15 protein-coding genes and 1 tRNA gene are annotated in these 20,305 nt (G+C 63.2%); 10 read left to right on the forward strand and 6 right to left on the reverse strand.

From position 1 onward, the window contains the following. The first annotated feature begins 268 nt into the window (after positions 1–268). Positions 269–1,459 carry a tRNA 2-thiouridine(34) synthase MnmA gene (gene mnmA / locus FJW03_RS17915; protein ID WP_140759758.1) on the forward strand — a complete coding sequence of 397 codons (1,191 nt, stop codon included), beginning with the start codon at positions 269–271 and terminating at the stop codon, positions 1,457–1,459. A gap of 66 nt (positions 1,460–1,525) precedes the next feature. On the opposite strand, the gene FJW03_RS17920 is transcribed toward mnmA, so the two are convergent. Continuing rightward, positions 1,526–2,491 carry a Gfo/Idh/MocA family protein gene (locus FJW03_RS17920; protein ID WP_140607095.1) on the reverse strand — a complete coding sequence of 322 codons (966 nt, stop codon included), beginning with the start codon at positions 2,489–2,491 and terminating at the stop codon, positions 1,526–1,528. Between the two features lie 240 nt (positions 2,492–2,731). On the opposite strand from FJW03_RS17920, the gene FJW03_RS17925 reads away from it, so the two are divergent. The 8 genes from FJW03_RS17925 to FJW03_RS17960 all read left to right on the forward strand — a co-directional run bounded on the left by FJW03_RS17925 (position 2,732) and on the right by FJW03_RS17960 (position 12,474). Continuing rightward, positions 2,732–2,808 (forward strand) — tRNA-Met (locus FJW03_RS17925). Positions 2,809–3,263: 455 nt separating this feature from the next. Next, a complete protein-coding gene (locus FJW03_RS17930) occupies positions 3,264–3,866 on the forward strand; it encodes an ANTAR domain-containing response regulator (RefSeq protein ID WP_140690119.1) in 603 nt (200 codons plus the stop codon). A gap of 2 nt (positions 3,867–3,868) precedes the next feature. Next, a complete protein-coding gene (locus FJW03_RS17935) occupies positions 3,869–5,107 on the forward strand; it encodes a CmpA/NrtA family ABC transporter substrate-binding protein (protein ID WP_181173100.1) in 1,239 nt (412 codons plus the stop codon). Positions 5,108–5,465: 358 nt separating this feature from the next. Further along, positions 5,466–5,636 (forward strand): hypothetical protein, encoded by a 171-nt coding sequence (locus tag FJW03_RS17940; protein WP_181165486.1) that lies wholly within the window; start codon positions 5,466–5,468, stop codon positions 5,634–5,636. Positions 5,637–5,696: 60 nt separating this feature from the next. Further along, on the forward strand, positions 5,697–6,998 hold the full coding sequence (locus FJW03_RS17945) for an MFS transporter (protein ID WP_140759752.1): 1,302 nt from the start codon (positions 5,697–5,699) through the stop codon (positions 6,996–6,998). A gap of 19 nt (positions 6,999–7,017) precedes the next feature. Then, a complete protein-coding gene (gene nirB, locus FJW03_RS17950; protein WP_140759749.1) occupies positions 7,018–9,468 on the forward strand; it encodes a nitrite reductase large subunit NirB in 2,451 nt (816 codons plus the stop codon). A 5-nt stretch (positions 9,469–9,473) separates the two neighbouring features. Next, positions 9,474–9,803, forward strand: coding sequence for a nitrite reductase small subunit NirD (nirD, locus tag FJW03_RS17955; RefSeq protein ID WP_140607100.1), 330 nt, complete (start codon positions 9,474–9,476; stop codon positions 9,801–9,803). Positions 9,804–9,807: 4 nt separating this feature from the next. Next, complete coding sequence (locus FJW03_RS17960) at positions 9,808–12,474, forward strand: nitrate reductase (RefSeq protein WP_140759746.1); 2,667 nt, start codon at positions 9,808–9,810, stop codon at positions 12,472–12,474. A 505-nt stretch (positions 12,475–12,979) separates the two neighbouring features. Here FJW03_RS17960 and FJW03_RS17965 read toward each other — a convergent pair. From FJW03_RS17965 to FJW03_RS17985, 5 genes are all read right to left on the reverse strand, one after another. Then, positions 12,980–14,287, reverse strand: a complete 1,308-nt coding sequence (locus FJW03_RS17965; protein ID WP_140759743.1) for a D-tagatose-bisphosphate aldolase, class II, non-catalytic subunit — start codon at positions 14,285–14,287, stop codon at positions 12,980–12,982. Further along, positions 14,284–15,231, reverse strand: coding sequence for a sugar kinase (locus FJW03_RS17970; protein ID WP_140759740.1), 948 nt, complete (start codon positions 15,229–15,231; stop codon positions 14,284–14,286). Before FJW03_RS17970 ends, FJW03_RS17965 begins: the two co-directional genes overlap by 4 nt. Positions 15,232–15,242: 11 nt before the next feature. Then, complete coding sequence (locus tag FJW03_RS17975) at positions 15,243–16,238, reverse strand: ABC transporter permease (RefSeq protein ID WP_140759737.1); 996 nt, start codon at positions 16,236–16,238, stop codon at positions 15,243–15,245. Then, a complete protein-coding gene (locus tag FJW03_RS17980) occupies positions 16,235–17,779 on the reverse strand; it encodes a sugar ABC transporter ATP-binding protein (RefSeq protein WP_226890393.1) in 1,545 nt (514 codons plus the stop codon). Before FJW03_RS17980 ends, FJW03_RS17975 begins: the two co-directional genes overlap by 4 nt. 160 nt (positions 17,780–17,939) lie before the next feature. Next, positions 17,940–18,842 carry a substrate-binding domain-containing protein gene (locus FJW03_RS17985; RefSeq protein WP_140759731.1) on the reverse strand — a complete coding sequence of 301 codons (903 nt, stop codon included), beginning with the start codon at positions 18,840–18,842 and terminating at the stop codon, positions 17,940–17,942. A 363-nt stretch (positions 18,843–19,205) separates the two neighbouring features. On the opposite strand from FJW03_RS17985, the gene FJW03_RS17990 reads away from it, so the two are divergent. Further along, the gene (locus FJW03_RS17990; RefSeq protein ID WP_140759728.1) at positions 19,206–20,237 is read left to right on the forward strand and encodes a LacI family DNA-binding transcriptional regulator; all 1,032 of its coding nucleotides are present in this window, start codon (positions 19,206–19,208) and stop codon (positions 20,235–20,237) included. Positions 20,238–20,305: the final 68 nt, after the last annotated feature.

Consider the following 20,305-nt stretch of genomic DNA (forward strand, 5'->3'; position numbering starts at 1 on the left):
CATCAAAGACCCAATCCCCGCCACGTTACCGCCACAGCTTTAAAAATTGCCTAAGCAGTCCGTAATGACTAGGTAAGGATCGTGAACGCGGCGTTAGTCTTTTCGCAAGCATTTGAAACATCCGGCTGCAAGCCTTGAATCGGCTGGGGAAACCTGTCCGCTCCCGGCATTGGCCAGTCCAGTGAATCGCCCCGCAGCTGGCGCCGTGGGAAAGCTTGACCTATATTCTCGACATTGACATTCAGGCGTCGCGCAGAATGAAAGCATCATGAACAGTCTCGATCTTCCCGGACATCCCGAAAACACCCGCATCGTCGTCGCCATGTCGGGCGGCGTGGATTCGTCCGTGGTCGCCGGCCTGCTGAAGCGCGAGGGCTACGATGTCGTCGGCGTCACCCTGCAGCTTTACGATCATGGTGCTGCGACGCACCGGGCCGGTTCCTGCTGCGCCGGGCAGGACATCGACGATGCCCGCCGCGTCTCCGAGACACTGGGAATTCCCCACTACGTGCTCGATTATGAGGAGCGCTTCCGCAAGGCCGTCATCGACCCCTTCGCCGAAAGCTACGTCGCCGGCGAAACCCCCATCCCTTGCGTCTCCTGCAACCAGACGGTGAAGTTCGCCGATCTCCTGGCCACCGCCAAGGAGCTGGGCGCCGATGCGCTCGCCACTGGCCACTATATCCGCTCCGGCGCCAATGGCGCCCACCGTGCGCTGTTCCGGCCGGTCGATGCTGACCGCGACCAGAGTTATTTCCTGTTCGCCACCACGCAGGCGCAGATCGACTATCTGCGCTTTCCGCTCGGTGGCCTGTCCAAGCCGCAGGTCCGCGCCATTGCCGAGGAGATGGGGCTCACGGTGGCCGCCAAGCAGGACAGCCAGGACATCTGCTTCGTGCCGCAGGGAAAATATTCCGACATTATCGCCAAGCTGAAGCCGGCGGCCGCCAATCCGGGCGACATCGTCCACATCGACGGCCGCGTGCTTGGCCGCCATGAAGGCATCCTGCGCTACACGATCGGCCAGCGCCGCGGCATCGGCATCGCGTCCGGCGAGCCCCTCTATGTCGTCCATCTCGACGCCGAACGGGCGCGTGTCGTGGTCGGCCCGCGCGAAGTGCTGGAGACGCACAAGATCTACCTGCGCAACATGAACTGGCTTGGCGACGGGCAGCTCGCCGAAATTCCGGCCGGCGGCCTCGAGCTGTTCGCCAAGGTGCGCTCGACCAGGCCGCCACGCCCCGCGGTGCTGCGCCATGAGGCCGGCGTGACCTCGGTCGAACTGGCCGATGGCGAGTCCGGCATCGCGCCCGGACAGGCTTGCGTGCTCTATTCCGACGACGGCAACGAGGCCCGCGTCTTCGGCGGCGGCTTCATCGAGCGTTCCGAGCGCGGCGCAGAGGCCGAAGCCATGCTGAGCCGGCTTGCCGCGCAGCCTGCGCAGGTTCCCGCCGAATAGGATTCTATCCTCTCAGAGGCCGTGCGAAATCCGCTCTGGCCGCCAGGGTAGAATTTCCAAACGGTCTCAGGATCTGGACTTGGTGTGGGTGACCGTGCCCGCCGTCAGGATGCGCAGCACCCTGATCGCTTCCTCGCCGCTGGTGCGCGGTTCGGCCCGCGTCTCGATGCACTGGATGAAATGCTCCAGCTCGCGCGTCAGCGGCATGCCTTGCGCGACCGCGACATAGGAGGGCTCGTTGGTGGTGAACGCCCATTGGCCGCTGTCCTGCCAGACCGCGTGGCGATAGACGGCAAGCTTGCGTTCCCACGGCTCGACATCGTCGAACACCGCCATCGCCTTGGTGCCGACCACGGTCAGCCGCCGCTCGCGATAGGGGTTGAGCCGCGACGTGAAAAGATGGCTGCGCAGGCCATTGGGAAAGCGCATGTGCAGATGCGCGAAATCGCTGAGGCTATCGAGCAGCGCCGCGCCCTCGCCGCGCACCTCGATCGGCTCCGTGCCGGTGATCGCCAGGATCATCGACAGATCGTGCGGCGCCAGGTCCCACAGCGCATCGTTCTCGGTATGGAACTTGCCGAGGCCGAGCCGGTGCGAATGGATGTAGCGGACCTCGCCGAGCTCGCCTTTGTCGATCAGCCCCTTCAGCGTCTCGAAGGCGGGGTGGAAACGCAGGACATGGCCAACCATGAAGACGCGGCCATTGTCCTTGGCCGCTTGCACGGAGCGCTCGGCGTCCGGCACCGTCAGGGCGATCGGCTTTTCCACCAGCACGTCCTTGCCGCTCTCGACGGCGCGCACGGAAAGATCGGCATGGAACTGCGGCGGCAAGGCCATGACGATGGCGTCGATATCGTCGCGGACGAACAGCTGGTCGGGCTGGATCGCCAGGCAGTCCTGTTCGCTGGCAAAGCCTTCGGCGCGGGCCCGGTTGGCGTCGGAAACCGCATGCAGCGCGCCGAGCGCCTTGAGGGTGCGGATGTGGTTGCTGCCCCAGTATCCGCAACCGAGGACTGCAATGCGCGGCTTCATCTGTTTCAAACTCTAAAAACTCGTGGCCGAGACATAGCGACGTGCCTCTTCGAACTCAACCCCGGCGGTTGCAACCAAATGGCCACGCGGCAAAGCTTTTTCGGCAATGAGAATATGCGCCGATATAGAATGCTTCGAAGCTTGACAGGCTCGCCCTCGCAACCTTATATCCGCGCGACCTTGGCGAACGCCTCGAACTGCCTTTAGATTGAAGGCGGATTTCAGGCCTTCTGCCGCCCTGGCGGGGTAGCTCAGTTGGTTAGAGCACGGGAATCATAATCCTGGGGTCGGGGGTTCAAGTCCCTCTCCCGCTACCAACCTACTTATAAGCTATTTGAAACCACAATAAAAACATGAGCCTTTGGTGGCGCCCTGTCCGAAAAATCTTCAATGATTTCAGGGCCGAGCCTGCTACCTTGTGGTGCCAACGAACGTCGCAAATGCGCCCGAAGCGGTCTTTGCAGAGCAGATGTTCTGATGTCGCCTTTGGGCCGGAAGCGGACTTGCAGCTTCAAAGCTCGGAATGTCGAAAGCGGACCTTCATGTACCCTTGGAGCGTCGACGTGAATTGACCCAGAGCGGCCGCCGCCCCTCAGCGAGGCTGACCGTCGTACAAGGCGTTGAGTCCCCGCGTTCAATAGCACGCACGGAACGAGCAAGCAGCGCCAAGAGCCGTCGTTCTCGAAAGGCAACAACGAGAGACCGCTTCGGCGCATTGCTGACATCGCGCTATCCCGCATTGCACAATTTCGCAGCTTGGCGATATTGAGGCATGGTCCGATCCCCCCTCACCGTCCTGGTCATCGACGAAAACCGCATCCGAGCCTCGATCATCGAGGCCGGCTTGCGCGAGGCCGGGCATGAGCGGGTCACCGTCATCCATGATGTCGTCGGCATTGCGCGGCACATCGCCGAGATCGAGCCGGATGTCATCGTCATCGACCTCGAAAACCCGAACCGTGACATGCTGGAGAACATGTTCCAGCTGTCGCGCGCGGTGAAGCGGCCGATCGCCATGTTCGTCGACCGTTCCGACCAGGCCTCGATCGAAGCGGCGGTCGAGGCCGGCGTATCGGCCTATGTCGTCGATGGCCTCAGGCAGGAGCGCGTCAAGCCGATCCTCGACATGGCGGTGAGCCGCTTCAACGCCTTCTCGCGCATGGCGCGCGAGCTGGAAGAAGCGCGCAGCGAACTCGAAAACCGCAAGCTGATCGACCGCGCCAAGGGCATATTGATGAAGTCGCGCGGCCTGACGGAAGAGGCCGCCTACACGCTGCTTCGCAAGACAGCGATGAACCAGAACCGCAAGATCAGCGAGATCGCCCAGAGCCTGGTGACAGCCGCAGGGCTGCTGGGACCGGCGGAGGACGAATGAGCATGAGCGCTGCGTACCAGATCACCGCCGGCCTCATGCCGCTTTTCGACAGCGCCGTGCTGGTGGCAGCCGGCGAGCTCGGCTTTGCCGCGCGCGAGGGCATAGACCTGACGCTGCATCGCGAGACCTCCTGGGCCAACATCCGTGACCGCATCGCCATCGGCCATTTCGATGTCGCCCATATGCTGGGGCCGATGCCGCTCGCCTGCAATCTCGGACTGAGCCCGCTCGCTTCCGAGACCATAGTGCCCTTCTCGCTGGGGCTTGGCGGCAATTGCGTCACCATTGCCAACGCCGTCTGGGCCGGCATGGCGGCGCATGGCGCCGTATCGGATCTCGATCCGGCACGCGCCGGAGCAGCACTCGGCGCCTTTATCCGCGAGCGCGCGGCCGCTGGCCGCGAGCCGCTTCGCTTCGCCGTCGTGCACCCGCATTCGGGACATAATTACGAACTGCGCTACTGGCTTGCCGCCTGTGGCGTCGATCCCCGGCGCGAGATCGAAATCGTCATCGTGCCACCGCCTTTCATGGCCGACGCGTTGGCCACTGGGCGCATTGACGGCTACTGCGTCGGTGAGCCCTGGAACAGCGCCGCGGTTGCCGCCGGCACCGGCCATATCGTCACCGTCAAGGCGCAGATATGGCGTAACAGCCCGGAAAAGGTGCTTGGCGCGCGCAAGGCCTGGGCGGAGCAAAATCCCGAGGCACTGGCCGCACTTTTGCGCGCGCTGCATCACGCGGCGCGCTGGTGCCAGGACCCGGCAAACCATGGCGAATTGGCCGCTGTGATGGCGCAGCCGGGCTTCCTCGGCCTGCCGCCGGCGGTGCAGATGCCGGTTCTGACCGGCCATCTCCCGTTGGGCGGCGGCGCCGAGCGGCGTGTCGAGGACTTCTTCGTGCCCTTCGACAAGGCGGCGAACTTTCCCTGGAAGAGCCATGCGCTGTGGTTTTACACGCAGATGGTGCGCTGGGGGCAGTTGGCGCATACGCCGCAAAACCTGGCCATTGCCCGCGACTGCTACCGGCCCGACCTCTACCGCGCGGCGCTGAAGCCGCTCGGCGTGGCGCTGCCTGGCGCCAACGCCAAGGTCGAGGGCGCGCTGAAGGCCGCGACGCCGGTCGGTTCGGCAGGGGCGAGCCTCGTGCTCGGCCCCGACGGTTTCTTCGATGGCCAGATCTTCGATCCCGACGAGATCGAAGACTACATCGCTCGCCAGAAATCTGCCCATGCTGAACCCTGATCATTTCCGTGGCATTCTTGTGCATTGCACAAAAATTGTGCGCTTGATTGCGCCATTGACCAATGTTTGAACTGCATACCGCGTCGGCAGAAACGTTAGCCGTGACCGATTGTCATTGATTCTACAGAGTTTTTTCATCCCAACAGAAACTGGCACGGTTCCTGCTTTGAAGTAGCCGAGCCCTTCTGGGCAAAGTAATCGGCGTCCAATGGCGGGCGCCACAGGCAAAGCTGCCGCTCAGGTCACGACGCGATCCCGGATGTACGGACGCGCGAGGCCTGGCCGGCAGCTTCTTTGTTTTGGACCCGAACACGCAATCGACGGTGCCGACCCAAGCGGCGGCCGGCCGGAGACAATGATGACCAAACGGATCGGAATAACATCTTTCAAGGATTTCGCCCGCCGCGACTTCCTGCTGAGCAGCGCGCTGACGGCCGCGCTCGTTGCCGCGGCGCTGTTTCTGTTTCCCAATGAGCCCAAAACCACGGTCACGCGCCCCGTAGTGACTGCACAAGCCCCGTCGCGCTGACCGCGCGCTTCTCATCAACGCAATGCGCGGCGCCTCCCACGCCGCAAACCGGAGCCGACGATGACCGCAAATCTCCCAGCCACCTCCAGCCAGGACAACACCCCGCGGCAAGCACTCGTGATGTCCACCATCGCCTTCACCGTCTGCTTCGCGGTGTGGACGATCTTTTCCATCATCGGCGTGCGCATAAAACAGGAGCTCGGACTGAACGAGACGGAATTCGGCCTGCTGGTCGGTACGCCGATCCTCACCGGCTCGCTGGTGCGCATGGTGCTCGGCGTGTGGACCGACCGCTTTGGCGGGCGGCTTGTCTATACCGCAACCATGCTTGCGGCGGCGGTTGCAACCTTCCTGCTCGCCTTTGCGCATACTTACGGGCAGATGCTGGTCGCGGCGCTCGGCGTCGGGCTCGCGGGCGGGTCTTTTGCCGTCGGTGTCGCCTATGTCTCGCGCTTCTTCCCGTCCGGCAAGCAGGGCACCGCGCTCGGCATTTTCGGTGTCGGCAACGTCGGCGCCGCAGTCACCAAATTCCTAGCGCCGTTCGTCCTGCTCGCCTGGGGTTGGCAGTTGGTGGCGCTGATCTGGGCGGCGGCACTCGTCGTCATGGCGGCCATCTTCTGGTTCACGACCGGCGACGATCCGGTCATCCGTGAGCGCCGTGCCGGCAAGGCAGCAGCTGTGAGAGGTTTCTGGCAGGAATTTGCCCCGCTGAAGAACCTGCAGGTCTGGCGCTTCGCCTTCTACTACTTCTTCTCCTTCGGCGCGTTCGTCGCGCTGTCGCTGTGGCTGCCGCGTTATCTGATCGGCGTCTACGGCTTCGGCATCGCCACCGCCGGCATGATCGGCGCAGCCTATTCCATCCCTGCGAGCGTCTTCCGCGCCTATGGCGGCGTGCTCTCCGACCGCATCGGCGCGCGCACCGTGCTCTACTGGACCTTTACCGTGTGTGCCGTCGCCGCCCTCGTTCTGTCTCTCCCCTCGGCAGACTATGTGGTGCGCGGCATCAGCGGGCCGATCACCTTCCATTTCGAGATCGGCCCGCTCGCCTTCATCGCCGTCGCCAGCGTGCTCGGCTTCTTCATGAGCCTCGGCAAGGCGGCGGTCTACAAGCACATCCCGGCCTACTATCCGCAGAGTGTCGGCGCGGTCGGCGGCGTTGTCGGCATGATCGGCGGGCTCGGCGGCTTCATCCTGCCGATCGCCTTCGGTGCGCTGAACGATCTCACCGGCGTCTGGTCGAGCTGCTTCATGCTGCTCTTCCTGATCGTCGTTTCCTGCCTGGCCTGGATGCACGTCAGCATCCGGCGCATGGAGCGTGCGGCGGCCGCCAGTGCTTCAAGCCTTTCCTACGCGGCAGAGTGACAGCGGAGCGGATCACGACATGACCGAGAAACTCGTCATCATCGGCAACGGCATGGCCCCCGGGCGCATGCTGGAGCATCTGCTGGAAAAGGCGCCCGGCCGCTACCAGGTCACCATCTTCAACGCCGAGCCCCGGGTGAACTACGATCGCATCATGCTGTCGCCGGTTCTGTCGGGCGAAAAGGCCTATGAGGAAATCATCATCCATGGCGACGGCTGGTACATCAAGAACGGCATCACCCTCTACAAGGGCCACCGAATCGTCACCATCGACCGCCCGGCGAGGACCGTCACTTCGGACCATGGCGTCACCGAGCCCTATGACAAGCTCGTCATCGCCACCGGCTCGGTGCCGTTCATCATTCCGGTGCCCGGGCACAACCTGCCGGGCGTGCTGACCTATCGCGACCTCGACGATGTCCGGGCGATGATGCTGGCCGCACAGTCGCGGGCCAAGGCGGTGGTTATCGGCGGCGGCCTGCTGGGGCTCGAGGCAGCAGCCGGCCTCAACGCACAGGGCATGGATGTCACAGTGCTGCATGTCATGCCGACGCTGATGGAGCGCCAGCTCGATCCTGCCGCCGGCTATCTCCTGCAGCGCGCGGTCGAAGAGCGTGGCATCAAGGTCATCACCAAGGCCAACACGCAAGCGATCACGGGCAACGGCAAGGTCGAACAGGTCGAGCTCGCCGACGGCACCATCATTCCGGCAACACTGGTGGTGATGGCTGTCGGCATCCGGCCGAATGCGGCGATCGCCAAGGAGGCGGGCATTGCCATCAATCGCGGCATCGTCGTCGATGCCGGGATGCGCAGCAACGACCCCGACATCTACGCCATCGGCGAATGCGCCGAGGTCAACGGCATGGTCTACGGGCTGGTGGCGCCGCTCTATGAGATGGCGCGCGTCGCAGCCTCCCAGCTTGCCGGCGACGAGACCGCCGCCTTCGTCCACATGGACACGCCGACCAAGCTCAAGGTCACCGGCATCGAGCTGTTCTCGCTCGGCGACTTCGCCGACGGCGACGACCGCCAGGAGATCGTGCTGCGCGATGCATCGGCCGGCGTCTACAAACGCCTGGTGCTGAAGGATGACCGCATCATCGGCACAGTGCTTTACGGTGAGACAGCCGATGGCGCCTGGTTCAACGATCTCAAGAAGAAGCAGACCGACATATCGGAGATGCGCGACACGTTGATCTTCGGCCAGTCCTACCAGGGGGGTGCCCCGCTGGACCCTATGGCGGCCGTTGCAGCCTTGCCGGATGATGCGGAAATCTGCGGCTGCAACGGCGTTTGTAAAAGCAAGATCACCACAGCGATTATGGCCAAGGGCCTGACCTCGCTCGACGATGTGCGCGCCCACACCAAGGCGTCGGCGTCCTGCGGCTCCTGCACCGGGCTGGTCGAGAAGCTGATGGTGCTGACCATCGGCGACAAATACAACCCGGCAGCCGTGCAGCCCATGTGCTCCTGCACCACGCTTGGCCACGACGAAGTGCGTCGGCTGATCAAGGCAAAGCACCTCAAGGCCATTCCGGCCGTCATGCAGGAGCTGGAGTGGCAGACCTCTTGCGGCTGCGCCAAGTGCCGGCCGGCGCTCAACTACTATCTCGTGTGTGACTGGCCAAGCGACTATGCCGACGACTACCAGTCGCGCTTCATCAACGAGCGCGTCCACGCCAACATCCAGAAGGACGGCACCTATTCGGTGGTGCCGCGCATGTGGGGCGGTGTGACCAATGCTGCGGAACTGCGCGCCATTGCCGATGTCGTCGACAAGTTCGAGATCCCGATGGTCAAGGTCACGGGCGGCCAGCGCATCGACATGCTGGGCATCCGCAAGGAGGACCTGCCGGCGGTATGGGCCGATCTCGGCCAGGCTGGCTTCGTGTCCGGTCATGCCTACGCTAAGGGCCTGCGCACGGTGAAAACCTGCGTCGGTTCCGACTGGTGCCGTTTCGGCACGCAGGATTCGACAGGGCTCGGCATCCGCATCGAAAAATTCATGTGGGGTTCGTGGACGCCGGCCAAGGTCAAGATGGCGGTGTCGGGCTGTCCGAGGAATTGCGCCGAGGCGACCTGCAAGGATGTCGGCGTCATCTGCGTCGACAGTGGCTACGAGATCCATTTTGCTGGTGCCGCCGGCCTCGATATCAAAGGCACCGAAGTGCTCGGCATGGTCAGGACCGAGGACGAGGCGCTGCAGCATATCGTGGCGCTGACGCAGATGTACCGCGAGCAGGGCCGCTATCCCGAGCGCATCTACAAATGGGCCAAGCGCATCGGCATCGCCGAGATCAAGCGCCAGATCATGGACGATGCGGACAGGCGCCAGGCCTATTACGAGCGCTTCGTCTTTTCCCAGAAATTCGCCCAGGTCGATCCGTGGTCGGAGCGCGTCTCCGGCAAGGACAAGCACGAATTCCGGCCGATGGCTTCGGTTGGATTTGCGCAGGCGGCGGAGTGACAATCATGGAGTGGATCGCTATCGGCACGCTCTCCGACATCCCGCGCCGCGGCGCGCGCTGTGTCGCGACGCCACAAGGCAAGATTGCCGTCTTTCGCACCGCAGACGACGCGGTCTTCGCCATCGACGACCATTGTCCACACAAGGGCGGGCCGCTGAGCCAAGGCATCGTGCATGGCGCGGCGGTAACCTGTCCCTTGCACAATTGGGTGATCTCGCTGGAGACAGGCAAGGCGGTCGGCGCCGACGAGGGCGCGGTGCGCACTATCCAGGTGAAGACCGAGGACGGACAGTTGTTCATCGCGCTGGCAGCGCTGGCGAGCCGCGCGGCCTGAACCCATGGAAATCGACGCAGCGCGCGAGGTGAGTACCACTTGCCCCTATTGCGGGGTGGGTTGCGGCGTGCTGGCGAAGGTCGCCACGGATGGACAAGTCACCGTCCGTGGCGACCCCGACCATCCCGCTAATTTCGGCAGGCTCTGTTCCAAGGGCTCCGCACTGGCCGAGACCATTGGCCTCGACGACAGGCTGCTCCATCCCGAAATCCACGGCCGGCGCGCGGGCTGGGATGAAGCACTCAACCTTGTCGCCTCGACTTTTTCGCAAACGATCGCTGAGCATGGTCCTGATGCGGTGGCCTTCTATGTCTCGGGCCAGTTACTGACCGAGGATTATTACCTCGCCAACAAGCTGATGAAAGGCTTCATCGGCTCGGCCAACATCGACACCAATTCACGCCTCTGCATGGCCTCCTCCGTCGCCGGCCACCGCCGCGCCTTCGGCGCCGACACCGTGCCCGGCACCTACGAGGATCTCGAACTCGCCGACCTGATCGTTCTGGTCGGCTCCAACCTCGCCTGGTGCCATCCCGTGCTCTACCAGCGCATTGCCGCGGCGCGGGAAAAGCGGCCTGACATGAAGATCGTGCTGGTCGATCCGCGCCGCACCATGACCTCCGATATCGCCGACATGCATCTGGCCATCGCGCCGGATGGTGACGTCGCGTTGTTCACCGGGCTGCTTGCTCATCTCGGCCAGCAAAATGCGCTGGACCGCGCCTACATCACCACGCACACGACCGGCTTCGGGCAGGCGCTTTTCGCGGCCTCGGCGCTCGATCTTGCGGCCGTCACCGCCGCCACGGGCCTGAGCGAGGAAGAGCTCGTCCGTTTCTACAGCCTGTTCGCCGCGACGCAGAAGACCGTCACTGTCTACAGCCAGGGCGTCAATCAGTCGACGTCGGGCACCGACAAGGTCAACGCCATCATCAACTGCCATCTTGCCACCGGCCGCATCGGCAAGCCGGGGACAGGACCGTTCTCGGTGACCGGCCAGCCCAATGCCATGGGCGGCCGCGAAGTTGGCGGCCTGGCCAATATGCTCGCTGCTCATATGGAGATCGAAAACCCCGAGCATCGTGAGCGGGTGCGGCGTTTCTGGAAGGCGCCCGCCGTCGCCCACAAACCCGGCCTGAAGGCGGTCGACATGTTCGAGGCGGTGGCCGACGGGCGCATCAAGGCACTGTGGATCATGGCCACCAACCCGGTCGATTCCATGCCGGATGCCGATGCCGTCGAAGCCGCGATCAAGGCATGCCCATTCGTCGTGGTTTCGGATGTGCTGGCAGAGACCGACACAGTGCGTCACGCCCATGTATCCCTGCCGGCCACCGCCTGGGGCGAAAAGGACGGTACGGTCACCAATTCCGAACGCCGCATCTCGCGCCAGCGCGCTTTTTTAGCCGCGCCCGGCGAGGCGCGGTCGGATTGGCGGATTATCGTCGAGGTGGCGAAACGGATGGGTTTTGACGAGGCGTTTTCGCATGAGACCCCGGCGGAAGTTTTTGTCGAACATGCCGCGCTGTCGGGGTTCGAAAATGATGGCGAGCGTGATTTCGATATCGGCGCTTATGCTGCGATCGATGTTGAGGACTACGACGCGCTAGCGCCATTTCAATGGCCAACGCCGCGCCAAAGCACCCGAACCAGCACACGTTTCTTCACCAGCGGCAATTTCTACACCCTCGACCGCAAAGCGCGCTTCATCGCTATTCGCGCCGCGACGGAAGTCCGCACCACCGCCGACTACCCGCTCATCCTCAACACTGGCCGCATCCGCGACCACTGGCACACCATGACGCGGACGGGTAAAAGCCCGCGCCTGTCACAGCACATCGCCGAGCCGTTTGTCGAAATCCATCCCGCGGATGCGCTGCACCACGGCTTCGGCGACGCCGATATCGTGCGGATTTCCAGCCCGCGCGGCGAAGTGCTGGTCCGTGCCCTGATCACGCCCCGCCAGCGCCAGGGCAGTGTGTTCGCGCCGATGCATTGGACCGACCAGTTCGCCGCTAGGGGCCGGCTCGACGCACTCATCGCGCCGCTCGTCGATCCGGTTTCAGGCCAGCCCGCGTTGAAACATGTCGCAGTTTGCATCGAGAAATTTGCCGCAAGGACCTTTGGCTTCGCGGTGATGCGGCAGAAGCCGGAACTGATTGACGCAAGCTACTGGGCGGTTGCCAGATGCCGGGGCGGATGGCGGGTCGAGCTGGCCTTTGCCGACGCCGCTGCCGACTGGACTGCCTTCGCCGGGTCACTCTTCGATGCCCCCTTGGCCGAAATGCTCGCCTATCACGACCGGGACGCCGGCCAGCACCGCATCGCCGCCTTCGACGGTGAGCGCCTCGTGGGCGCCTTTTTCGTCGCGCCCGCTCCGGTCGCGGTGTCGCGCAGCTGGGCTGTTGAACAATTGGAAGCGACCCACGCCAGCCAGCGCGACCGCTTCACGATCGTCGCCGGCCGCGCCGGTGTCGAACGGCCCGATGCCGGTGCCACCGTCTGCTCCTGTTTCAACATCGGAGCCAACCAGATCGTTGCAGCGGTGGCGGCCGGTTGCACCACCGTCGAAGCCATCGGCGGGGCGCTGAAGGCCGGCACCAATTGCGGCTCCTGCCGTGCAGAGATTCGTGTCATCCTCGGGGCAGCAAGATTTCAGGCAGCGGAGTGAGAGTTGCTGGGTGCTGCCAACTGTCGGTGGCGAGTGGTCGGTTGCGAAGCAAGTTAGGCAAATGCTGCTCCTGCGACATCGCGACCTCCAGAGTGGCCACCAAAATTGTCTGCTTTGGGCAATAGGCACAGTCGCCCTTACGACCGACATGCTGAAGGGTTTCGGGTGCCGTGAGGCGTACGAAAGCCTCTCATGCAGGAACCCGCGGGCCACAGTTGATGGCTATGGGGATTTTAGTTTGCGGCTGATGTCGGCGACGGCGTGACCGCCCCCGTTAGGCGACGCGGTGGACACGGATGGACCGCTCAGTGAAGCCTCCGCACAGCCTTGTAGCCTCTGCGCGCTGGGACAGCCGGGCATCGAGGCAACTACCGTCAGATACGCGCCATTGTCACGACACGGGCCGACGAAGTCTGTCGCTTGATCGCGCATCCTATGCGCGCTCCGCTATCAACGCTTCGCCGATATCCGCAAGCGAGGCATTCGACCTTTGATGTCCCTCCGGCTATGGCCGACTAGATAAGACCTTTGCAGTTGGTGATGACGCGTGGTTGTAACTGCGCACAACGTTGCGCACCGCTTCCACCATTAGCGCTTTTGGAGTCGCTTTCACCTTGCCCGCCGCAACCGCGGGATAGAGCGTGCCGAGATACTGGCTGATCAGCGTCTCGGGGATTGGGCGGCCGTCCAGCCGCTGAAGCAGGGCGTCGACCGCGGCCAATGCCTGCGGATGGGGCCAGTAATAGCGGATGCGGTCGCTGTAGGAGAAATGGCGCTGCAGGCGCTGTTCCTGCGCATCGCCATGATAGTATTTATCCCAGTTCCTGGGCTCGGCCAGCAACAGCCGTTCCATCTTGCCGCGCAGAGTTTCCTCCTCCGGCAGACGGTCCAGGAAGGCCGCGATCTGGTCGAGGCCATAGAGCGCCTCGCGCAGCGCAAAGGTCAGGCCGGGGCCAACCTTGAGGATCGCGAAGCCGTCGCGAACCAAAGCGGAAAGCGCCTCCTGCGGCTGATAATCGGTCGAATGTGCCTCGAAGACGAATTGCGGCATCTGCTTGAGGACGCCGCGCAAGGCGACAGCCTTGGCACCGTCGTAGACGACGACATTCTCGTTGCCGAATTCGACGCCCGGCTGCACCACCGCGCCGATGGCGCGCGAGAAGGCATCCTGTAGCCCGAGCGCGGCGAAGGCCCTGCGGTGAACCTCGATGGTTTCGAGCGCGGCTTCCGGCTTGGTAAGTTCCAGGTGATCGAGCGCCTCCATCGCCCCACCGGGGATCGGCACCTCGGTGCCGACGATGTAGACCGGCAGGTCGTAGCCGGCTTCGGCCGCCGCCCTTTCAGCGACCTTCGCCAGGCGCGCGGCGCGCTCGGCGGTCAGGGCGTCGGGCAGCGCCACCGGCTCACCCGCGCAACCCATCGACGTGTCGAGATGGATCTTCGTAAAGCCGGCGCGCACAAAGGCATCCATCATGACTTCGGCGCGCTGCATCGCTTCCCCGGACGGCAGGTGCTTCCATGGATTGGGGCCAAGGTGATCGCCTCCTAGAATCAGGCGCCCGGCGTCAAATCCCAGCCGAGCGGCAATGGCCTCGACGAAACGGCGGAAGTCGGCGGGCGTCATGCCGGTATAACCGCCTTCCTGGTTGACCTGATTGCAGGTGGCTTCGATCAGCACAGGTGAGCCGGTCGCGATTCCCTCCAGGAGAGCGGCCTCCACGACGAGCGGATGGGCGGAACAGATCGAGGTGATGCCGCTACGCTGTCCGCTCGCGTGGCGTGCGGGCAGGCCGCTCAGGATGTCGGTGCTCATGCCGGAACTCCATGCTCGTTCAGAAACGCTTCGATTTCGCCCATGGTGGACGTGCCTTCCATCGGCCCTTTGACACTTACCGCCCGCGCGCCGATGGCGTTGGCGACGATCAACGCCTTGCGCGGTTCCATGCCGCGCAGCCAGCACGTCACAAAGGCCGCGCCAAAACTATCGCCGGCGCCGGTCGGGTCGACTTCCTCCACCTTGAACGCCGGAGCGAAGGCTTCGCCAGACCTGTCGAAGTAGCTGGCGCCCTGCGCGCCACGCTTGACCACCACGGCCTTGATGCCGCGGTCGAGCAGGTCCGCGACCGCGGCCTTCTCGTCGGTCGATTTGGTAAAAAGGAAGATTTCCTGGCCGCTCGGCATGAACAGGTCGGTATTCTCCAGCGCATGGGCGAGTGCTTCACGCATGCCGGGCAGTTCGAGCATTTCCTTGCGGATGTTGGGGTCGAAGGAAACCGTGCCGCCCTTGGCCTTGATGCGCGAGGTGGCCTCGAAGATGGCGGTCACGATGCCGTCGAAGAACAGCGCCGAGCCCATGATATGCAGGTGGTCGGCGCCGTCGATGAGCCTTTCCGCCTCCGACGTGAGGCCGATGGCGCTGCAGGCGCTGTGGCGGATGTTGTAGATGAAGTCGCGATTACCGTCCGGCCGGTAGCGCACGAAGGCGCTGCCGGTGGCCGCGGTTGGATGGATGCCGATGGCCGAGACATCGACGCCGTCACGGCGCAAACGCTCGACGTTGAGCGTGCCGAAATCGTCCTTGCCGACGGCGCTGACAATGCCGCAGGGTTGGCCGAGCTTCGCCGCCTGATCGATGAAGATCGCCGGCGCGCCGGAGGCGAAGGGGCCGACGAGTTGAATCGGGGCGGTGAAGCCATGGCCCGACTCGACGGCCATGATCTCGACGAGGATTTCGCCTATCGTGATGATCTTCTTCATGTTTCACCCAATCACGTGCTGGCGGACTTGCTGCGCACATCGAGCCAGACGGCGACGAGAATGACAACGCCCTTGACGATGAGCTGGAAGAAGTAAGGGACCGACAACATGTTCATGCCGTTGTTGATGACCCCGATGATGAGAGCGCCGAGAATGGTGCCGATCATCGTGCCGATGCCGCCGGCAAGCGAGGTGCCACCCAGGACCACGGCGGCGATGGCGTCGAGCTCGTAGCCCATGCCGGCGTTGGTCTGAGCCGAGGACAGGCGCGAGGAGAGAAGCATGCCGCTGATCGCGGCCATGACGCCCGAGATCATGAAGACGATGATCTTGACGCGGTCGACGCGGATGCCGGAATAGATCGCCGCCTCTCTGTTGCCGCCGGTCAGGTAGATCTGCCGCCCGAAGATCGACTTGGACAGCACGACGTGGTTGATCACGAACAGGACGGCCATGATCCAGATGATGATCGGGATGCCCAGCCAGCTGTCGGCGCCGATCGAGAGCCATGCCTCGTTGTCGATCATTGCCGGCGCGCCATTGGTCGGCAGGCTGACCGCGCCGCGGTAGATGCCCATCGTGGCTACCGTCACGATGAAGGATGGTAGCATAAGCTTGGCCGACAACGCGCCGTTGAGCGCGCCCATCAGCGCGCCGGCAGCCAAGGTCAGGAGCACCGTCGGCAGGAAACCGAAGCCCATGCCGAAGGCTTGCGCGGCCACCATGCCGGCGACGGCGATGATGGAGCCGATGGACAGGTCGATGTCGCCCAGCAGGATGACATAGGTCATGCCGTAGGCTGCGACCGCAATGACGGCCACCTGCTGCACGATGTTCATGAAATTGTTGAAGGCCAGGAAGCGCGGGTTCAGCACCGAGAACACGACGCAGAGCACGGCCAGGGAGATGATGATGCCGCCATATTGGCGCACCATCGGCGACCTGAGAAACGAGCGGCGGACCTCGGCATCCGCGGCCTTCTTCTGAATGTCTTGGACGTTGCTCATGCGTGCATCCCCGCTGCGTAGTTCATGACGGTTTCCGGTGTGAGGCCATCGGCTTCGAGCACGGCGGCCAGTTGCTTGTTATGCATCACCACGACGCGGTCGCTGAGGCCCAGAACTTCAGGAAGCTCGGAGGAAACCATCAGGATCGCGGCGCCGTTGGCCGCAAGCTCGCGGATGATGCGGTAGATCTCGAATTTGGCGCCGACATCGACGCCGCGGGTCGGCTCGTCCAGGATCAGCACCCGCGGCTTGATCAGGAGCCATTTGGCCAGCACGATCTTCTGCTGGTTGCCACCGCTCAGCGAGCCGGCAATGGTGTCGATCGATGCGGTCTTGATGGCCAGGCGTCGCACCTCGCTCTTGGCGGCCTCGCGCTCGGCCGAACTGCGCATCAGGCCGAGAGGCCCCGCAAGCTGGCCGAGCGCCACCATGTTGATGTTGCGCTCCACGCTATGAGGCAGCACCAGGCCTTCTTCCTTGCGGTTCTCGGTCACGAAAGCGATGCCGTTGCGGATCGCCTCCGTCGGAGAGGCAAGCGCCAGCGGTTTGCCGTCAAGGACGATTTCGCCCTGCGGCTGGTACATGCCGAACAGAGCCTTCATGACATCGGAGCGGCCCGAGCCGACGAGGCCGAACAGACCGACGACTTCGCCGGGTTTGACGTCGATCGAGACATCCCGAAACTTGCCCGGAACGGTGAGGTTCCTGGTCGCCAGCATCGCAGGCGTTTCAGCAGCGGGACGCGGCGCCTGGCGCGGTGGGTAGATGTTGTTCATCTCGCGTCCGACCATCAGGGCGATCAGCCGGTCGATGCTGGTCTGGCTCTTCTCGGTGGTGGTCACATACTCACCGTCGCGCACGACGGTGATGTCGTCGGATAGCCGCATGATCTCTTCCATGCGGTGCGAGATGTAGATGACGGCCTTGCCGCGCGCCTTCAGCCGGTCGATGATCGTGAACAGGATCTCGGCCTCGCTGTCCGAAAGCGACGAGGTCGGCTCATCGAGGATGATCACGTCGGCGGGCAGGCTGAGGCCCTTGGCGATCTCCACAAGCTGGCGCTGGGCGATCGAAAGGTCGCCGAGCTTGGCTCGTACGTCGACCGGCAGGCCGAGGTCGCGGATGAGCTGTTGGGCGGCCGCATTCAACTCGCGGTCGCGGATGAAGCCGAAATGGCTCGGCTCGTGGCTGGCGAAAATATTCTCCGCTACCGACAAGTTGCGGCAAAGGCTGAGTTCCTGGAAGACGATGGAAATGCCGTGCGCGCGGGCGTCGCGGGGATTTTGCGGCACATAGGGTTTTCCGTTCAGGACGATGCTGCCTGACGTAGGCTTGAAGACACCGGCAAGGATCTTCATCAGGGTGGACTTGCCGGCACCGTTTTCACCGAGCAACGTGTGCACGCGCCCACGCCGCACGGTCAGGTTCATACGCTTGAGCGCCACGATCGGGCCGAATGATTTCGCGATATCGCGAATTTCGAGCACCGTGTCGGCGGCGCGCGACGCATCGGTATCGGCATTTGGGTTGATGACTGTCACGAGTTGCTCCTCCTCTGCCTTGCGGCTCGCCCGCCGGTGACATGGCGAGCGGAACCACTTTTCCTTTCTCCAGGCGCGATGGTGCCGGCAATTGGCTGACCGGACCATCGCTCGGAGAAGGTAACGGCGACAAACCTCCCAGCCGCCGCCGTCGAACTGGCTACTTGGTTTCACCATCCTTGGTGACGACGCCCGGAACGATCGGCTGCTTGGCCGGAACGGTCTCGCCCTTGATCACCTTGGCCGCGGTCTCGACCGCGACCTTGCCCATCTCGTCCGGATATTGGGCGATGACGCCTACCATCACCGGGTCGTTCTTCACAGCGTTGCGGGCCTCTTCCATGCCGTCAAAGCCGATCACCTTGACCTGGGCCTCGAGCTTGGCCGCCTTGACGGCAGCCGCCGCGGCGAGGGCCGCGTCGTCGCCGAAGCCGAAGATGCCGACGATGTCGGGATTGGCCTGCAGCATGTTCTGCGCGGCAGCCAGCGCTTCCGGACGGGTGATGCCAGGCTGGATCGCGACAATCTTGACGTCAGGGTGCTTCTCAAGGCCCTTCTTGAAGCCCTCGACGCGGTCCACCACTGACTGGACGGTCGGGTAGTCGATGATGGCGACATTGCCCTTGTCGCCAATGGACTTCGCCATGAGCTCGGCTGCCTTTTCGCCGCCGGCGAAATTGTCGGTGCCGACGAAGGAAGTCACTTCCGCGGCATTGGCCGGGATGTCCACGGTGATGACCTTGATGCCTGCCTTCTCGGCCTTGGTGATGGCCGCGCGCACGCCTTTGCTGTCCACCGGGGAGATGATGATGACGCTCACGCCCTTGGTGATGAAGTCCTCGACATCGGCAAGCTGCTTGCTGAGATCCTGATTGGCGATGGCGATTTCGAGCGGCACCTTCTCCGCATCGGCCTCCTTCTTCATCGCGTTGGCGAGTGAAATGTAGAATGGGTGCTGCTGGGTCAGAAGCGATGCGCCGATGCCTTCAGCGGAAGCGACGCCCGCCATCATGGCGAGGGCTGCTCCGGACAGAAGAATGCGGCCGAGCGTTTTACGAAACATGATTTCCTCCGAATGGAGCCGGTGCTGGCCGGCTCGTTGTTGATCTGAACATGAACGATGCGTTTCCCGCCTGCTTGCCGCCGCCAGGCAGCAACCTCCATGGCGAGAATTCAGCCCGGAACCCGAGCTGCAGCTTTAAATGTCATGTCTCCTTCTTCGTGTCAATTTATTTTTTTACACGCGATAAAAAATAAATTGATAGATGCACGAGGCATTACACGGCCTTTGCCGTTATCGATCGGCCATGAGCGGGAATGATCGCTCCCCGACCGCTTTTATGGGTTGTCTTTGTAAAAAAATAAATTTACGCATGAAAAATCCTGTTCGCCCTTTTGCGGGCGTGTCAAGCGCGGGAAGTCGAACATGAGCGAGCCGAAGATCAGGACCATGGAAGAGTTTGCGACCGCCAGTGGTCTGTCGCGGCCGACGGTCTCGAAATATTTCGATAATCCCGACAGCGTGAAACCTTCAACCCGGGCGCGGATCGAAAAGGCGCTGAAGGATTACGACTACCGGCCCAACATTTTCGCTGTCAGCATGAACCGGAAGCAGCCGAAGAATATTGGCGTCATCGTTCCCCACATTTCCGATCCGTTCTACGCGGAGGTCGTTCGTCAGATCGAAATGCGCTGCCTTGCCGAAGGGTACTGGGCGATGGTTCTGTCCTCGCACGGCGAGCGCAAGCTCGAAGCGCGCGCAATGCGCACGCTGATGTCGCTCAACATTGCCGGCGTGCTGATGGCGCCGCTGGGTTTCGAAACCGATACGACCCTGTTGGCCAGCCTCGTGAATTCAGTGCCGATCGTGTTCCTCGACAATCGCGTCAATGCCGATCAACCGTTCGTCGGAACCGACAACCGACAGAGCATCGGCGACATCACCGAGTATCTGTGCCGCACGGGAGAGCATCCCTGTTTCCTGGAAATGCCGGCGGTCAATCAGAACGCGCTGGAGCGCCGGGCGGCGTATATCGCAACCATGGAGCGGCTCAAGATTGAGCCCATCATGCTGCCGATCCGAGCCGGGGGCTGGGATTTCGAGGAACTAGGCTACCGGGAAGCCGGCCGTATCCTTGACAGTGGCGGCTTCCCCACCCGGACGGTTCTATGCGCCAACGACCGCCTCGCTTTCGGCGTCATCGCCGCTGCCTACGAGCGCAAGCGGCCGGTCGGACGTGAAGAGGACGGCGGATTGCGCGTCGCGGGTCATGACGACCATCCACTGAGCCGCTTCACATGCCCGCCGCTGACGACAGTGGCGCAGGACTATCGGGGCATCGCCGCCGCCGGGGTTGACATGCTTTTCGCGCGGATCGGGGATGACCCTCAAGCGCTTGATGGCGGATCGGAAGTCATACGACTCGAAGCCAAGTTGATCATGCGCGGTTCCGCATAGACCGATCGGGTGTCGCATACTCCACCAGTCTCGTACAAACCTTCTGCTCCATTCGTGTTGTCGGCATC

It is taken from the genome of Mesorhizobium sp. B4-1-4 (genome assembly GCF_006439395.2).
Classification (GTDB): domain Bacteria; phylum Pseudomonadota; class Alphaproteobacteria; order Rhizobiales; family Rhizobiaceae; genus Mesorhizobium.

Coding starts and splice junctions, on each gene's coding strand:
- mnmA (WP_140759758.1), top strand. CDS start 269: ATGAACAGTCTCGATCTTCCCGGACATCCCGAAAACACCCGCATCGTC.
- FJW03_RS17920 (WP_140607095.1), bottom strand. CDS start 2,491: ATGAAGCCGCGCATTGCAGTCCTCGGTTGCGGATACTGGGGCAGCAAC.
- FJW03_RS17930 (WP_140690119.1), top strand. CDS start 3,264: ATGGTCCGATCCCCCCTCACCGTCCTGGTCATCGACGAAAACCGCATC.
- FJW03_RS17935 (WP_181173100.1), top strand. CDS start 3,869: ATGAGCGCTGCGTACCAGATCACCGCCGGCCTCATGCCGCTTTTCGAC.
- FJW03_RS17940 (WP_181165486.1), top strand. CDS start 5,466: ATGACCAAACGGATCGGAATAACATCTTTCAAGGATTTCGCCCGCCGC.
- FJW03_RS17945 (WP_140759752.1), top strand. CDS start 5,697: ATGACCGCAAATCTCCCAGCCACCTCCAGCCAGGACAACACCCCGCGG.
- nirB (WP_140759749.1), top strand. CDS start 7,018: ATGACCGAGAAACTCGTCATCATCGGCAACGGCATGGCCCCCGGGCGC.
- nirD (WP_140607100.1), top strand. CDS start 9,474: ATGGAGTGGATCGCTATCGGCACGCTCTCCGACATCCCGCGCCGCGGC.
- FJW03_RS17960 (WP_140759746.1), top strand. CDS start 9,808: ATGGAAATCGACGCAGCGCGCGAGGTGAGTACCACTTGCCCCTATTGC.
- FJW03_RS17965 (WP_140759743.1), bottom strand. CDS start 14,287: ATGAGCACCGACATCCTGAGCGGCCTGCCCGCACGCCACGCGAGCGGA.
- FJW03_RS17970 (WP_140759740.1), bottom strand. CDS start 15,231: ATGAAGAAGATCATCACGATAGGCGAAATCCTCGTCGAGATCATGGCC.
- FJW03_RS17975 (WP_140759737.1), bottom strand. CDS start 16,238: ATGAGCAACGTCCAAGACATTCAGAAGAAGGCCGCGGATGCCGAGGTC.
- FJW03_RS17985 (WP_140759731.1), bottom strand. CDS start 18,842: ATGTTTCGTAAAACGCTCGGCCGCATTCTTCTGTCCGGAGCAGCCCTC.
- FJW03_RS17990 (WP_140759728.1), top strand. CDS start 19,206: ATGAGCGAGCCGAAGATCAGGACCATGGAAGAGTTTGCGACCGCCAGT.